The following is a 16,577-nucleotide window of genomic DNA, read 5'->3' as shown; positions in this document are numbered from 1 at the left end:
CTATTCGGCCGCCTGTATTTCAGGCCAGCATGACTTTATAACAGAAAGGTTGCGTTCCATGAGACAGACAGGTTTACCACCCAAACAGGGACTATATGATCCCCAATTCGAAAAAGACGCCTGCGGCATGGGCTTTGTTGCCCACATCAAGGGAAAACCATCGCACGATATTGTAAGTCAGGCTTTGACCATGCTCGTGAATATGGAGCATCGGGGCGGTCAGGGAAGTGAACCAAACTCCGGTGACGGAGCAGGGATTATGATTCAGGTCCCTCATCTGTTTTTTCAAGAGGAAGCGGAGCGATTGGGTTTCAAATTGCCAAAGGCCGGACATTATGGCGTTGGTATGCTTTTTGTATCCAATGATCCCAAAGTTCGTGAGGTACATGAGCAGAAGCTAAGAGATATTATCGTGGACGAAGGTCAAAATTGTTTGGGTTTTCGCGATGTTCCAACTTATGACGAAATGCTGGGGAAATCGGCAAAAGCAGCTAAACCGGGCGTGCGTCAGGTATTCATCGGTCGCAGTAGCGATCTAAAGGAAGAGCTGGACTTCGAACGGAAACTGTATGTCATTCGCAAACGTGCAGAGCTTGCTATTCGCTATAACCAAGAGGATGAGAACGGTGAGTCGTTCTATATTCCAAGTTTGTCATGTCGCAAGGTTGTATACAAAGGAATGCTGACAACCGAGCAGGTAGGCAAATTTTATCTGGATTTGCAGGATGAGCGGGTGACATCGGCGATCGCGCTGGTCCATTCCCGTTTTAGCACGAATACGTTCCCGAGCTGGGACCGTGCGCATCCTTATCGTTTTATGATTCACAACGGTGAAATCAATACTATGCGCGGCAACGTGAACTGGATGCATGCTCGCCAGGCGCAGTTTGAAAGCGAAGCGTTTGGTGGAGATATCAAGAAGGTAAAACCAGTCATTAACCCAGATGGCTCCGATACAGCCATGTTTGATAATACGCTGGAGTTTCTGTATCTGAGCGGACGTTCCCTTCCTCATGTAGCCATGATGATGGTGCCGGAGCCTTGGAACAAGCATGAAACCATGGACCCGAAGAAGCGAGCATTTTATGAATATCACAGCACCATGATGGAACCGTGGGACGGACCTGCTGCAATGGCGTTTACAGACGGTATCCAGATTGGGGCAATTCTCGACCGCAACGGTCTGCGTCCTGCACGTTATTATGTGACCAAGGACGATCTGATCGCACTGTCTTCAGAGGCGGGTGTATTGGATATTGCTCCTGAAAATGTGCTCTATAAGGATCGTCTCCGTCCGGGTCGTATGCTGTTGGTTGATACCCAAGAAGGCCGTATCGTTTCTGACGAAGAGTTAAAGGAACGTATCGCTTCCGAGGAACCTTATCAGCAATGGCTGGATGAGCACTTGGTTGATCTGGATGAGCTGCCAGAAGCACTAGAACAGCCGGAGCCTAAACATGAAAATGTAAATCAGCTTCAGCTCGCTTTTGGATATACGTTTGAAGAACTGCGCAAAATTCTGGAGCCGATGGCACTTACAGGTGCGGAACCGATTGGCTCAATGGGGTACGACGCACCATTGGCGGTGCTGTCTGATCGTCCGCAACGTTTGTACAATTACTTTAAACAAATGTTTGCTCAAGTCACGAACCCGCCGATTGACGCCATTCGTGAAGAGATTGTAACGTCAACCGCAACTACAATTGGGCCAGAGCGCAATTTACTGCATCCAGAACCGGAAAGCTGTCGTCAGATTCGTTTGGATTCGCCGGTGTTGTCGAATGAGGAGTTTGCCAAAATTCGCCACGTACACCGTCCGGGCTTCAAATCAATGACAATTCCGATCTTCTTTGAAGCGAAGGAAGGTGCTGAGGGCTTACGCAAGGCGCTGGAAGGATTGTTTGAGGCGGCTGACCGTGTCATTGACAAAGGTCATAACATCCTGATTTTGTCCGACCGTGGAGTGGATGCGGAAAATGCGGCCATTCCGGCGTTGCTAGCTGTTTCCAGCCTGCATCACCATCTGATTAAGCAGGGTACACGTACACGTGTGAGCATTTTGCTGGAGTCCGGGGAGCCAAGGGATATTCACCATTATGCGGTGCTGCTTGGATACGGTGTGAGCGCGGTTAATCCTTATCTGGCTTTTGAAACGCTGGATGTCATGATTCAGCAGGGCTTGCTGCGCGGCATCTCGCACGAAAAGGCAGTTAAAAATTATATTAAAGCGGCAACAAAGGGTGTCGTTAAAATATTGTCCAAAATGGGTATTTCCACGATTCAGTCGTACCGTGGAGCACAAATTTTTGAGGCTGTAGGTCTGAAACAGGATTTTGTTGACCGTTATTTCACCTGGACACCTTCCCGCATTGGCGGTATCGGTCTGGAGGAAGTGACTACGGAAGCGCTCGTTCATCATAACCGTGCTTTCACCGACAAGGACGGCAACGACAAAGTGCTGGATTCGGGCGGCGACTATCAATGGCGTAACGACGGGGAAGAGCATTTGTTTAACCCGCAAACGGTGCATTTGCTCCAGCAGTCGGTTCGCTCTGGAGACTACAAGTTATACAAGAAATACGCCAAGCTGGTGCAGGGCGAAACGGAACAGCATTTAACGATCCGCTCGATGCTTCAGTTGAAGCCTACGGGTGAGCCTGTGCCGCTGGAAGAAGTGGAATCCGCTGCATCCATTATGCGTCGCTTCAAGACAGGAGCCATGTCCTTTGGCTCGATCAGTCAGGAAGCGCATGAAGATATGGCGATTGCGATGAATCGGATCGGTGGCAAGAGCAATACGGGTGAAGGTGGGGAGAACCCTGCACGTTTCATTCCGGATGCCAATGGCGATTCTCGTCGCAGTTCGATTAAGCAGGTAGCGTCAGGCCGATTCGGTGTAACATCGAATTACTTGGTGAATGCCGACGAAATTCAGATCAAAATGGCGCAAGGCGCGAAGCCGGGTGAAGGTGGACAACTGCCAGGACGTAAGGTATACCCTTGGGTTGCTGAGGTACGTGGTTCTACGCCAGGAGTAGGTTTGATTTCACCACCGCCGCATCACGATATTTATTCTATCGAGGATTTGGCAGAGCTCATCTATGATCTCAAAAACGCCAATCCGCGTGCTGACATTAACGTGAAACTGGTGTCAGAAGTAGGCGTAGGCACGATTGCTACAGGGGTAGCAAAAGGCCGTGCTGACATTATTCTGGTCAGCGGTTACGACGGTGGTACAGGCGCTTCCCCGCAAGGCTCCATTCGCCATGCAGGTATGCCTTGGGAGCTGGGTCTGGCGGAGACGCATCAGACGCTGATGTTGAACAACCTGCGCGACCGCGTGGTATTGGAGACAGACGGCAAGATGCTGTCTGGCCGCGATTTGGTAGTAGCTGCCCTGTTGGGCGCGGAAGAATACGGCTTCTCTACAGCGCCGCTCGTGGCGTTGGGCTGTATTATGATGCGGGTATGCCAAATGGATACATGTCCGGTTGGTGTGGCTACGCAGAATCCGGAGCTGCGCAAAAATTATATGGGCGATCCTGCCCATGTGGTGAATTTTATGCGTTTCATCGCAGAAGATGTCCGTGAAATTATGGCGGAATTGGGCTTCCGTACAATTCAGGAAATGATTGGACGTACGGATTGTCTGGATACCGTGAACGCCGATTCGCATTGGAAGAAGAAGGGCGTAGACCTGAGCTTGCTGTTGCATGTTCCTGAGTTGGAAGAAGGTAGTGTACGTTACCGCGTACAACGCCAAAATCACGGTCTGGAAGAAACACTCGACATGCAGCAGCTCGTACCGATGGCTGCGGAAGCGCTGGAGAACGGAACGCCTGTTGAGGGTACCTTACCTATTACAAACGTAAATCGGGCGGTAGGAACGATTCTGGGCAGCGAGGTCACCCGTAAGTATGGAGCGGCGGGTCTGCCAGAGGATACGATTCGCTTTAACTTTATTGGATCGGCAGGTCAGAGCTTCGGGGCATTTATTCCGAAAGGCATCACGCTGAGCGTGGAAGGCGATAGCAATGACTATGTCGGTAAAGGGCTATCTGGCGGTAAGGTTATAGTGAAAAAGTCTCACAAAGCAACCTTTAAGGCAGAAGAGAACATTATTATCGGAAATACAGCCTTGTATGGAGCGACCAGCGGTGAAGCTTACATTAGCGGAATCGCAGGCGAGCGCTTTGCCGTTCGGAACTCCGGCGCACGTATTGTAGTTGAGGGCGTTGGGGATCATGGTTGCGAATATATGACGGGCGGACGTGTAGCGGTATTGGGTGGAACCGGACGGAATTTTGGAGCCGGAATGTCCGGAGGTATTGCATATGTCTATGACCCTGAGGGGACGTTCCTGAGCCGTTGTAATCTGGAAATGGTGTTGCTGGAAGGTGTGGAAGAACCTGCAGAAGCAGCGGATTTGCGCGGCTTGATTCAACGCCATGTCACTTACACGGGTAGTGAAGCGGGACAACGTATTTTGGATGATTGGCAGACTGCGATTCAGCAGTTTGTACGGGTGATTCCAAAGGATTACAAGCGTATGGTTGAACAGATCCAAAAAGAAGAGGCAACTGGTTTGAGCGGAGATGAAGCTCTGTTGGCAGCATTTGAAGCCAATATGCGTGAATTGGCGCGTGCCGGGGGCTAAAATGTAGACTACCAAATTTACTAAAAAAGGACTCGCTGAATACCGCTGTTATAATCACGGTGGTACCAGCAAGTCTTTTTTAGGTTGCTAAAAATGTGATTCATTTCCTTGACAAACGTCATAAATTCTGACATTACCCCCAAAATGTTTTCCTGAAACGGTAAATATGTTATAAAAAGTACCAAATTTTTTGGAATGTAACCGTTTACGTAAGAGTTTATGTCTTGTTATTTATTTTTGGATTGGTTATGATTTTTTTAGAGTACACAAACAAACCTAATATGCCCATCGTCCCTTCAAAACACAGAATAGGGTGACAGGATGAAGTTGAGGAAGTCAGCAGAAGACAAAATGATTTTTTTATACCGTTATGTATCACTATCTCTAACGTCACTTGTTTTTCTGTTCGAATCATCTAGGTTAATCGTGTGGCAGAAGCTATTACTGATTGGTTTTCTATTTTTATCCGTTACAGCATTTACTTGGATTTACCGTAAATACAGACTTCATGATATGGTATTGAAATGCAGCATTGCACTAGAAACAGCAGGGATCATTTTGTTGTTATTCCCAACCGGAGGGATGGATAGCCCGTTCAAATGGTATGTGATTACCCCCATGCTGGTGGCTTGTGCTCATCTGTCTATGAGATACAGTTGGACACTCCTCCTTTCTTATATCGGCTTGGTGCTTACATTTTGTTATATCTTTTTTACACCAGGTCAATATTTTTTGTGGGATCTTATATTGCAGAATATCAATTTGTTTCTGGTACTGATCGTAACTACGATGGCAATGCAGGTTATCGGCGTCATGAAGGACGAACTGAAGGTGGCTAAAGAACAAGCCAATGAGACGATGGATCATATCAAGTCGATTTACCACATCATGGAGACGACCAGCCACAATGAGGCTTTAAATCTCGGCCAGGTCATCTCAGACTATACTGTCAAGCTAACAAAGCAGAGCCGTGCATTTTTCTGGCTGGATAGTCAGGAGGAGGATGCACCGGAAAGTAGCCAGACAGGCTGGACGGTAGAGGAGGAGGAGCAGCTATTTGAGGAGCTGGGGAATTATCGGGAGGAATTCAGGGAAGAGCGTGAACCATTTTTCAGACATCTGCCAGAATGGGGCGATTTCCTCATGATCACAGTACCGATGACGACCCGTTTTGTAGCGACGATTGGCCTCAAGCTGGGCCCGGATCAAAGTCTGACAGGAAGACGCTGGCTCGTGCAACAACTGATATTCTTGGCTGAGCTGAGCGCTGTGTTCTTGGAGCGCTATGAGCTGGAGCGTATTGAAAATCAGCTGATTGTGACGAATGAGCAGAACCGAATTGCAAATGAAATGCATGACAATGTTTCTCAAAGTCTTTTTGGTATTGTGTACGCAACGCATTCTCTCCGGCAAACCTGGTGTCATCAGCCAAAGGAGCAGGTGGAGGAGCAAATTGATCTAATTCAGCAATCTGCTAACCAAGCGGTTAGAGAGCTGAAAGGGGCGATTCATAGTCTAAGCTCGAAAAAAAGCGGAGGCTCAACTTGGTTAGGGACGGTGAAAAGTCATCTCCATACACTCTCCAAGCTGAACCATGTACAAATTGATTTTGACATTCATGGTGATCATTATTCACTTCCGTATTTGTACCAAAAAGCTTTGTTCCGCATCATTTCCGAAGCGGCGGGGAACGCAATCCGTCATGGATTGGCCAAGCGAATTGATGTGAAGTTAAAATTGACGCCCCAAGTGATTAGACTGTCTATTCATGACGACGGAGTAGGGTTTGAGACGGCGAGAATGGTAGCAGGAGGTGAGGCGGTCAGTGCAGGCGGGGGCCTGGGCATGATGAATATGGAATATTTAGCTCAATCGATGGGAGGCGAATTTGATATTTCAAGTCGAATCGGAGAGGGAACACAGATCCGATTGTCCATTCCGGTAAATGCTTATGAATGAGGATTTTGCAAAATCCTCGAATAAAATGCGTGAACATTCTGCAATACAAAATCTGCGGTAACAATCGGATACATAGGGATTATGCAAATCCTGAACTGTAGACAGGAGGCCGAATCATGAAAATTGTCATTGTCGATGATCATCCTTTAGTACGGAAAGGACTCGCTGCGGTTATATCCATGCAGCCCAATGTTCAGTTTGCGGGAGAGGCCCAGAATCAACAGGAAGCACTTGTGGTGATCGAGGAAACAGATCCGGATCTGGTGCTGCTGGATTTGAAACTAGCTGATGAATCGGGGCTGGATATTATCAAGATAGCGCGCGGACGTGGTTTCAGAAGCAAATTTATTTTGCTGACCTCTTCCGCAACACGTGAAGATTTTCTGAAAGCAGAGGAAGCTTCCGTGGATGGTTATGTGCTTAAGGAAGCATTGCCTGAGGAATTAATTTACGCGATTCATCTTGTCAACAAAGGACGCAAATATTATGATCCGGCTATTCTCGAAAACAAGCTGCGTGAAGATGCGGGCAATCTGTCGGACGACCTGACGCCAAAGGAAAAGGAAGTGCTGGTCGAGCTGGGACAAGGAGCCTGCAATCGTGAAATTGCATCGCGGTTATTTATCAGTGAGTTCACAGTCAAAAAGCATGTCAGTCAGATCTTGGCCAAGCTGCGGCTGGCGGATCGTACGCAGGCAGCATTGTATGCCAATGCCATTGGTCTGGCGAAGTACGAGCCAACAAACATGGTATGATGCGCTGACTCTATAAGCTGCGCTGCACTTTTATATGCGAGTGGAAAGAAAAGCCTCAAAATCACCAAGCTTTGTGATTTTGAGGCTTTTTTCGATTTCTTTTTCCATAATCGACAAAGCATGGTACAAAAGTATACCATGCCGTATCCGAAAGTATACATTTCCCTCCCCCCATAGTGAGGGAGAAAGTGCCATTCGGTTCCATGTCGTTCACAGAGCCAATTGTTACAATAAAGTCATACTTAAATATGAAGAGAAATTGTATAGGAGGGAGGATTTTTGTGGAGAAAACCATTTTGGATTATCTAGTCCTGATCAAAAGAAGATTGTGGCTGATCGCAATTTTTGTCATTCTCTCATGTGTAACAACATACTTTGTGAGCGACAATGTTGTGAAGCCAGTCTATTCCGCTTCAAGCCAACTGCTGGTTAATCATATTTCCGCCAAGCAGGGGAGTAACAATCTGAACGACGTCAACACAAGTCTTAATTTGGTGGAAAGCTACAAGCAAATTCTCACTTCACCTAAAATTATGGACGCTGTTGTAGCGGCTCATCCCGAGTTCGGTTTGACGCAGCAGAAGTTGGCAGAGAAGCTGCAGATTAAATCCTCGGATAAAAGTCAGGTTATCGGTTTGACGTTTGAGGCAGGGAGCTATCCACAGGCCGCAGCGGTAGTAAACGCGGTAACCCAGAAATTCGTACAGACAGTTCCGGGATTGATGGAATTGAATAATGTGAAAATTTTAAATGAAGCGGACCCTCAGGCCAATCCTGACCCGATTAATGGGAACCCGCTCATGAATATTGCGATTAGTTTTCTCGTATCGCTGATGATTGCATTGGGCACGATTGTGTTCCTGGAAAGCATTAACGGCACGCTGCGCTCGGAGAAAGAAGCGGACGCGGACATCGGTATTCCGGTAATCGCATCGATTCCAGTCATTCGCAAGAAAGACGTCGATGGAGCAGCCGGAAATTCCAAAGAACGGGTAGGGGAGCGTAAATATGCTGCGATTGAATGACATGTTGATTACAGAAAGTAATCCATCATCGTATATCTCGGAATCATTTCGATCCCTCCGTACATACATCCGGCAGCAGGTGATTGGGCAAAAGGACCGTGGCACGGTTCTATTGTTGACCTCGCCGGAAAGCGGAGCGGGTAAAACTACACTGCTCGCCAACATCGGAGTTTCCTTTGCACAAGAAGGCAAGAAGGTGGCTCTGGTGGATTGCAATCTGCATAAACCAGCGCTGCACGAAATATTCGGAATGGAGAATACCGCAGGTCTATCGGCTTATTTGCGCGGTGGGGCTTCTTCCAAGTCTATCGTTAGGCATGGTGGGCTGGAGCTATCGGTTGTTCCCGGTGGAGACACCCTGTACAACGCAGCAGATCTGCTCGGTAGCGAACGTATGGCTGAGCTGCTGGAAGAGCTCATACGTGAATATGACATCATCTTGCTTGATTCGGCTCCGGCGTTGAATTATACGGATGCTCGCTTGATTGCAGGCTTGACGGATGGTGTGATTCTCGTTGCTAGACATGGTCGTACCAAACGGGAAGATCTACGCAAAACAAAGCAACTCATGGAGCAGGCCAGTGCGACGCTGGTTGGAATTGTGATGAATCAGGTGAAGTAAGCAACACCAAAATTCGATGAAGCAAGGAGAATGAGTGCGATGACGAAAAGAGTGAAAAAGGCCATTATTCCAGCAGCAGGGTTAGGTACGCGCTTCCTCCCTGCCACAAAAGCGATGCCTAAGGAAATGCTTCCAATTATCAATAAGCCTACGATTCAATATATCGTGGAAGAAGCGATTGCTTCGGGTATTGAGGACATTATTATCGTTACGGGTAAAGGCAAACGTGCCATTGAGGACCACTTTGACAACGCATTTGAGCTGGAATCCAAACTGCTCGAGGACGGTAAGCTGAAACTTCTGGAGGAAGTACAGCGTTCTTCGGGAGTGGAAATTCACTACATTCGCCAAAAAGAACCCAAAGGTCTTGGACATGCGGTATGGTGCGCAAGACGCTTTATCGGGGACGAGCCGTTTGGTGTGCTGCTGGGCGATGATATCGTAACAGGTCAAAAACCTTGCCTGCGCCAGCTGATGGATCAGTATGAGGAAACTCAAAATTCGGTTATCGGTGTGCAGCGGGTACCGCAGGAATTTACGAACCGGTACGGCATCATTGAACCGGATCAGCAGGACGGACGCTTGTACCGAGTGAATAATTTTATAGAAAAACCGGCTCCAGGCACAGCGCCATCTGATTTGGCTATTATGGGTCGCTACGTGTTCTCGCCGAAAATTTTCAAATATCTTGATCTTCAGGAAAAAGGAGCTGGCGGCGAAATTCAGTTGACGGATGCGATCCAAAAGCTGAATCAGAGTGAGCGTGTGTACGCCTATGATTTTGAAGGCACTCGTTATGACGTGGGTGAGCGTCTTGGATATATTTTAACCACACTTGAATTTGCACTTGCCAGCGATGATTTGAAGTATCCGGTTATGGAGGCCATGAATGAATGGTTGAAAAAGACCGAGAAAGCAACCACGGCAGGTTGAGAGGGGGTACGTCAGCATGAGCATGGAAAATTTACCGGAGGACGGCGAGGCTGTCATGTCAGGTAAAGCGTTTTACATGCCATACGGAAATACACAAATTCAGGATAAAACGTCCTACCTGGTCACAAAACGCCTCCTTGATATGCTGCTGTCGTTCGTGGGCTTGATCGTCTTGCTTCCGCTTTTTGTAGTGGTAGGCGTTTTGATTAAGCTCGAAGACCCAAAGGGAAGCGTGTTTTTCAAGCAAACTCGGGTGGGCAAGAATGAGAAGTTATTCGATATGTATAAATTCCGTTCAATGGTGTCCAATGCTGAGGAACTGAAAAAGGACTTGATGGAGCTGAATGAAGTGAGCGGCGCCATGTTCAAAATTAAGAACGATCCTCGGATCACGAAAATTGGCAGTTTTCTGCGCAAGACGAGTATTGATGAGATTCCGCAGCTGTGGAACGTGTTGGTCGGCGACATGACCTTAGTCGGTCCGCGTCCGCCGTTGCCCAGCGAGGTCGAGCAATATTCTGATTATGATAAGCAACGCCTGATTGTAACACCGGGATGTACGGGTTACTGGCAGGTGAGCGCACGTAACAGTGTAGGCTTCGAAGAAATGGTGCAAATGGATTTGAAGTATATTCATGTTCGCAATACGTGGCTCGATTTGAAAATCATCATGAAAACAGGCGTTAAAATGCTGTTCTCCAAGGATGCTTACTGATGGATGCATTCAAGCGATGTCCTGCAGTGTCCGTCGTTATTTGCACCTATAACCGGGCGGACCTGCTGGAGAAAACGTTAATGTCCCTGCTGGAGCTGGAAGACCTTGCACTGGCTGAGATCATTGTGGTCGATAACCGATCCACCGATCATACAGCAGCGACGATCAAAAGGTTCACCGTCGCCCATGGTCAGAATATCCATCTCCGATATCATTATGAGCGCGAACAAGGATTGTCTGCTGCTCGTAATGCAGGTATTACGTTATCAAGAGCGGAAGTCATTGCTTTTCTCGATGATGATGCAATTCCGTGTGTTACATGGTTGCAAACGATTATGTCAGCATTCGGGAACAATCCTGAGCTGACGGCTATGGGTGGGAAAATTGACCCTATGTTTGAGACGGAACGACCGGGTTGGCTGACAGGCCCGCTTGAACTGCCTTACACGATTATTGATCTAGGCAAAGCCGTTCGTGAATATCCGTCGGGACTGAATCCATTTGGAGCGAATATGGCGATGCGCAAAACGGCTTTTGCTGCCGTTATGTTCCCGCTTCATCTAGGCAGAAAGGGAGATATCCTTCTATCAGGTGAAGAATCGTGGGTATTCGAGCAAATCCGTAAAAATGGTGGAACGATTATGTATCATCCACACATGTCTGTGGAACATTTTGTGCCGTCTTCACGGTTAACGAAAGAATGGATCATGAACCGCTACTATTGTCAGGGCATGTCTAACGCTGCTCAGGCCGTAGGTCTGCGCGGCAACGCGATGCTGATGGCGAAGACGGCAGCCAAAGTGTTATACATCACTGTGGATTCCCTGCTGGCACGTAGTGAGGGCAGGAAGCTGTTGAACCGGTGCAGGCTTGAAAGTATCCGTGGGACGCTGGATACACTGCGCAACCGGAAAAGCGAGTCAGCTGCGGGGTGAAAGATGGAACATGAGTAACTATCCTTGGACTACTAGAATAAACACCATACAGCATGTTTTTATTTTTCTACTGGGCGCTCTTGCTGTAGGAATTGCGGCTACCTATCAGCCGGTGGTCAGTATTGCGGCGGTATGTTTACTGCTCTTGCTGGCTGTTTCCATCCATCATCCGGAGCGCATCAGCTACGCTGTTTTGCTAAGTACAGCAGTCTCAGTCGATTCTCTGTATCAGGGTGGCGTGTTCGGTATTGAGATTTTGTCATTGTACAAATTGGGCATTTTGGCTCTGCTGGTGCCGTGTATGCTCGTGTATGGCATACGTCTCAAGTTCAGCTATCCGGTCTGGGCATTGGTGATCATGCTGGGGATTACATTTGGATTTTCAGCATGGCTGCCTTTGTTAACGACCTCGATTGCCGTCAAGGCGTTCGTCGGTTTATCACTCCCTTTCTTTTTTTTACTGATCCAGTGGAAAAAGGATGTGGCAGAAAAGCATATCCGACTGATCAGTTTGTTGCCCATTATTAGTGTGGTCATTGGACTGGGTTTGCAGGTTCTAGGGCTGCATTCGTTTACGGATGTAGAATTTACGGGCGCAGTCAGAGTACAAGGAGCGAATATACCGCCACATCTGGCAATGCTCTCCTTTCTCGGAATTGCTGTCTCTCTAATTGAGGTCAAGCGTAAACCCAAGCAAGCCGCTTTTTATTACACTGTGTTGGCACTGAACTTTCTGATTCTGATCGCCACCGGTACACGTGGACCGATTCTGGCATTGTTATTAATGTTTGCTGTGTATCTGTTTGATATTGCCCGTCAGTACCTCAAGGGGAAAGTCAATTATTTGCTACCGCTGGCCGGATCGTTTTTGGTTGCTCTGGGGGCGGTGGCCCTGCAATGGAACAATTTAAAAAAACGCTCCTTCGAACGGGAGACCGATACAGGCATTGACCTGTCGGGACGCTCGGAGGCATGGGAATATTTTTTGAACAGAGTACATGATTACCCTTGGTCAGGGAGAGGTCTTGGCGCGGTAACGGTCGCGAACGATGGGACATTATTCAATGGCTTTGTTGTACCGCATAACGAGTATATACGCTTTTATTTTGACACGGGATATATCGGTTGCGGGCTATTAATGCTTTCATTGCTGATCGTATTCGCTCTCATTTACCGGTCGCTTGCCAAGTCTATCAAACCTTATTTTGTAAGCTTAATTGCAGGCTTTCTGATCTACTCGTTTTCAGATAATACGTTGTCGACGGTTCAGATGATTATTCCATTTTGCTGGTATTTGAACGCGTTATACCAGACATCTACTCAAACCGATTTTCGCAAAGAGAAGTGATACGATGAGCAGAGTGAACATGTTCGATGTCAACTTTGATAATTACGATTTTAATGATCTACTCGAATTTATAGATACTTCTATTGAACATCAGCGTCATTCCTACATTTTGACCTGTAATGTCGATCATGTGATCAAGCTTCGCAAGGATGATGAATTCCGCAAGGTGTATTCGGATGCCGGAGCTGTAGTGGCCGATGGGATGCCTATCATATGGGCGTCCAAGTTACTGAAAAAACCCCTCAAACAAAAGGTGTCCGGTTCAGATTTGTTCACTCGGCTGGGAGAGGCTTTTGAGGATCGAGGCTATCGTTTATTTTTTCTGGGTGCAGCTGACGGTATTCCTGAGAAGGCTATGCTCAATCTCCAGGAATCTTATCCGAACATGAATGTGGTGGGCTGTTACTCTCCTTCTTATGGTTTTGAGAAAAACGAGGAGGAGAATAGGCACATTATCCAACTGCTTCAAGAGGCTCGCCCGGACATCGTTTTTGTAGGTGTAGGCGCCCCTAAACAGGAAAAATGGATCTACAGATATTACGAGACTTACCGCGCTCCGATTTCGATTGGGGTGGGAGCGACCTTTGATTTCCTGTCGGGAAATGTGAAAAGAGCACCGGAGCTGATGCAGAAGACGGGATTTGAATGGTTCTGGAGGTTGTCTCAGGAGCCTAAACGATTGTGGAAAAGATATTTGATTGAGGATTCCCAATTTCTCGTTCTGCTGTTTAAGGAGATGTTCAAGCGGAAGCGGATGAAGGGAGGTCAGGGGTGAGAAACATGAGTCGGTTGGCAGATCAGCAGATTTCCGTTTGGCTAGGAAATCGGCGTGGAATCAGCATGATCGGCATGGGGTTGCTGGCTTGTATGTTGCCACTCGCCATCGGATTTGTCAGCGCCAAGATGAATCCCACCATGAGCCAGCAGGGAGCCATATTGCTGGCGCTCGTTTTTCCGGCCTTCCTGCTGGCGATCTTGCAATCGCGGCTACTGATTCCTTACACACTGGCAGTGTGGGCAGTAGGCCCGGAAATCCGCCGCATTGCGGATTGGATGGAGGGAACGTATCACTCGGTTTCCTTGTTGAGCGTGGCACCGCTGCTGGTAAGCAGTATGTTGATTATTCCTGTGTTGCGAGGCATTCATCAGGCGGAAAAACCCTTGACCCGAATTGCTGTATTTTTCGGCATAGAATTGGCCTACGGAAGTGTGGTCGGGTTATTCAAAAATGGTATTGTTTTTGCTTATGATTTAGCCAATTATGTGGTTCCTTTGATCCTGTTGCCTTATCTTGCGATTAAGCCCATGAAGGCGAAGGAGCTGGACCGACTGCTGTATTCATATGCCAACATTGCTGTTCTTGTGGCAATTTACGGCATTATTCAGTACTTGACGGTGCCTCCGTGGGATGCATTTTGGATGAATCATGTAGAAATGAATTCCATTGGTGTTCCAGAACCACTTCAAATCAGAGTATTTTCTTCCATGAACTCGCCCGGTCCCTGCGCTATTTTCCTGGCGATGGCACTTGTACCCATGCTAATGGAAAAACGTTGGCGTGGCACTTTGGGATGGATCGGAATCCTGCTGACGGTCGTTTGTCTCTTAATCACGCTGGTACGTTCAGCCTGGCTAATTGCATTCGTCATGTTACTGGCTTACATTCTCAGTTCATCTTCCAAGGGAAAGTGGAAAACCTTGTTTCAACTAGCTATAGTTGGCCTTCTTCTCTACATCATTGTTCCAAAACTTCCAGGGGCAGAAGGTTTGGTGGCTCGCATGCAGACGCTGACGGATATTCAGCAGGATCATTCGTACAATGAACGTTTGGATTTACTGCATACGATGCTTCCGGCGATTGCTGGCAATCCGGTCGGGCAGGGGATTGGGAGTGTAGGAATCGGAACCAAGCTTGATAACGGCGGCGATCTCGGCGAACTTGGGATTATGGATAATGGATATATCGCCATTTTCCTCACCTTCGGTATTTTCGGGGCATTCTTTTTCTTCGGTGGTCTCTTCGTTATCATCAAGCGCCTTCTCGCCCGTATTGCCGCACGAGATGCCAGTCAGCCTTATATCAGACTGGCGTTGGCTACGTGGGCCGGAGCTGTAGCCAGTCTCATATCAGATAATGGTTTCCCCGGTATGCGCGGCTATCTGATCTGGATGATGATCGGAATAGGACTATGGGCAAAAGATGTCATCGCGGAAAGAAGGTAAAGGCTGTGCAAAACTTACAAGCATTATCCGCACCTGTCCGGACACTATGGTCCACGGTGATTCGGTTTGCCAAAAGCAAGGATAACAGCTCTGCAGCAGTAAAAACGATGATATTCAGTATGCTGATTCTCGTCGTGAATATGCTGACTGGTGTGCTAACGGCACGATTCCTGGGTCCTACTGGACGCGGGGAACAGACAGCGATGGTGAACTGGTCCCAATTTCTCGCCTTCTGCATGAGCTTCGGTGTCCCGTCTGCATTGATTTACAATGCGAAAAGGAAACCGGAGGAAACGGGCAAGCTGTATGGTCTGGCCTTGCTACTGGCTACCATGTTCGGGGGCTTGGCGACACTCGTCGGAGTTTTTCTAATTCCTTATTGGCTGCGCTCTTTTTCTTCATCGGTCATACTTTTCGCGCAGTGCTCCATGATGATGTGTCCGCTCATAGCGATTTCACAGATCAATAATGCATTGCTTCAAGTTCGCTCGGAATATAAGCAGTACAATTTATTCCGGTATCTGGTACCGCTAAGTACACTGCTGGGTCTGGCGATTCTGATCTTAACCGGAAATATGAATCCGTACACCTCGGCATTGGCCTATTTACTGCCGGGCTTGCCGATTTATATTGGTGTCACGATACGAATGATTCGGCTGTACAAACCAAAGGTAAAGAACAGCTGGACGCAATTTAAAAATCTCTTTACCTACGGTATGGGTTCATACGGAAATGATCTCATGGGGCAGGTTTCCACTTATATTGATCAGATTTTGATTGCGGGTCTGCTCAGACCCGCTGATCTCGGTTTATATGCAGTAGCGGTCAGCTTGGCCAGGATGGTGAATGTATTTTCTACCTCGATCATTGTCGTGCTGTTTCCCAAAGCCTCCGGTCTGAATAAGGAAGAGGCGGTGGCCATAACATTTCGGGCATTTCGAGTGACATCAACGGCAACCTTTCTGGCTGCGGTGATGCTGATGCTGATTGCTCCGTTCGTATTTACATTGTTATACGGTCAAGAGTTTAAACAAGCGCTTACGGTATTCCGGTTCCTGGTGCTTGAGGTTGCTATCAGTGGGGGAACCATGGTGCTGGCACAACAATTTATGGCGTTGGGTAAGCCCAAACTGGTTACCATTCTACAGGGTGTCGGATTGGCGCTCGTCATTCCATTGCTGTCCATACTCGTACCGAAATATGGATTGACGGGTGCAGGGATAGCAATGCTGTCTTCGGGGATTCTACGGTTCATTTTCATTTTATGTAATGTTAAATTCGTTCTAAAAATGAAGATTCCAAGACTGCTTATTTCCAAACAAGATTTTCAATGGCTCCGATCAACGATGTCACACTACATCCGGAAAAAGCCAGTTAACGGTTAGATAAAGAAGGAGGCACCCGC

The 16,577-nt window shown here is 47.7% G+C and carries 12 protein-coding genes; all 12 read left to right on the top strand.

Going from position 1 to position 16,577, the window contains the following annotated elements; translation table 11 throughout:
• The first annotated feature begins 58 nt into the window (after window positions 1–58).
• The 12 genes from gltB (at window position 59) to MKX30_RS15390 (ending at window position 16,557) form a co-directional block, all read left to right on the top strand.
• The gene (gltB, locus tag MKX30_RS15445; RefSeq protein ID WP_068938671.1) at window positions 59–4,657 is read left to right on the top strand and encodes a glutamate synthase large subunit; all 4,599 of its coding nucleotides are present in this window, start codon (window positions 59–61) and stop codon (window positions 4,655–4,657) included.
• Window positions 4,658–4,978: 321 nt separating this feature from the next.
• Window positions 4,979–6,616: a sensor histidine kinase gene (locus MKX30_RS15440; RefSeq protein WP_028543112.1), complete on the top strand. Its 1,638-nt coding sequence runs from the start codon at window positions 4,979–4,981 to the stop codon at window positions 6,614–6,616.
• A 116-nt stretch (window positions 6,617–6,732) separates the two neighbouring features.
• Window positions 6,733–7,371 (top strand): response regulator, encoded by a 639-nt coding sequence (locus MKX30_RS15435; protein ID WP_013309148.1) that lies wholly within the window; start codon window positions 6,733–6,735, stop codon window positions 7,369–7,371.
• A 281-nt stretch (window positions 7,372–7,652) separates the two neighbouring features.
• Window positions 7,653–8,396: a YveK family protein gene (locus tag MKX30_RS15430; RefSeq protein ID WP_023987416.1), complete on the top strand. Its 744-nt coding sequence runs from the start codon at window positions 7,653–7,655 to the stop codon at window positions 8,394–8,396.
• Window positions 8,380–9,018, top strand: coding sequence for a CpsD/CapB family tyrosine-protein kinase (locus MKX30_RS15425; protein WP_341062961.1), 639 nt, complete (start codon window positions 8,380–8,382; stop codon window positions 9,016–9,018). The genes MKX30_RS15430 and MKX30_RS15425 overlap by 17 nt, the downstream gene beginning before the upstream one ends.
• A gap of 39 nt (window positions 9,019–9,057) precedes the next feature.
• Window positions 9,058–9,951, top strand: a complete 894-nt coding sequence (gene galU, locus MKX30_RS15420; RefSeq protein ID WP_013309151.1) for a UTP--glucose-1-phosphate uridylyltransferase GalU — start codon at window positions 9,058–9,060, stop codon at window positions 9,949–9,951.
• Window positions 9,952–9,967: 16 nt separating this feature from the next.
• Complete coding sequence (locus tag MKX30_RS15415) at window positions 9,968–10,666, top strand: sugar transferase (RefSeq protein WP_013309152.1); 699 nt, start codon at window positions 9,968–9,970, stop codon at window positions 10,664–10,666.
• Window positions 10,666–11,601 (top strand): glycosyltransferase, encoded by a 936-nt coding sequence (locus MKX30_RS15410; protein ID WP_023987418.1) that lies wholly within the window; start codon window positions 10,666–10,668, stop codon window positions 11,599–11,601. Before MKX30_RS15415 ends, MKX30_RS15410 begins: the two co-directional genes overlap by 1 nt.
• A gap of 10 nt (window positions 11,602–11,611) precedes the next feature.
• Window positions 11,612–12,949 (top strand): O-antigen ligase family protein, encoded by a 1,338-nt coding sequence (locus MKX30_RS15405; protein WP_023987419.1) that lies wholly within the window; start codon window positions 11,612–11,614, stop codon window positions 12,947–12,949.
• A 4-nt stretch (window positions 12,950–12,953) separates the two neighbouring features.
• On the top strand, window positions 12,954–13,724 hold the full coding sequence (locus MKX30_RS15400; protein WP_028543109.1) for a WecB/TagA/CpsF family glycosyltransferase: 771 nt from the start codon (window positions 12,954–12,956) through the stop codon (window positions 13,722–13,724).
• Between the two features lie 5 nt (window positions 13,725–13,729).
• Window positions 13,730–15,172: an O-antigen ligase family protein gene (locus MKX30_RS15395; protein ID WP_023987420.1), complete on the top strand. Its 1,443-nt coding sequence runs from the start codon at window positions 13,730–13,732 to the stop codon at window positions 15,170–15,172.
• A gap of 5 nt (window positions 15,173–15,177) precedes the next feature.
• Window positions 15,178–16,557, top strand: coding sequence for a lipopolysaccharide biosynthesis protein (locus MKX30_RS15390; RefSeq protein WP_013309157.1), 1,380 nt, complete (start codon window positions 15,178–15,180; stop codon window positions 16,555–16,557).
• Window positions 16,558–16,577 lie beyond the last annotated feature (20 nt).

The organism is Paenibacillus sp. FSL P2-0173 (assembly GCF_038008045.1).
GTDB lineage: Bacteria > Bacillota > Bacilli > Paenibacillales > Paenibacillaceae > Paenibacillus > Paenibacillus polymyxa_B.
Note: the sequence above shows the minus strand (reverse complement) of the source record. Positions and strands in the feature narration are given on the sequence as shown.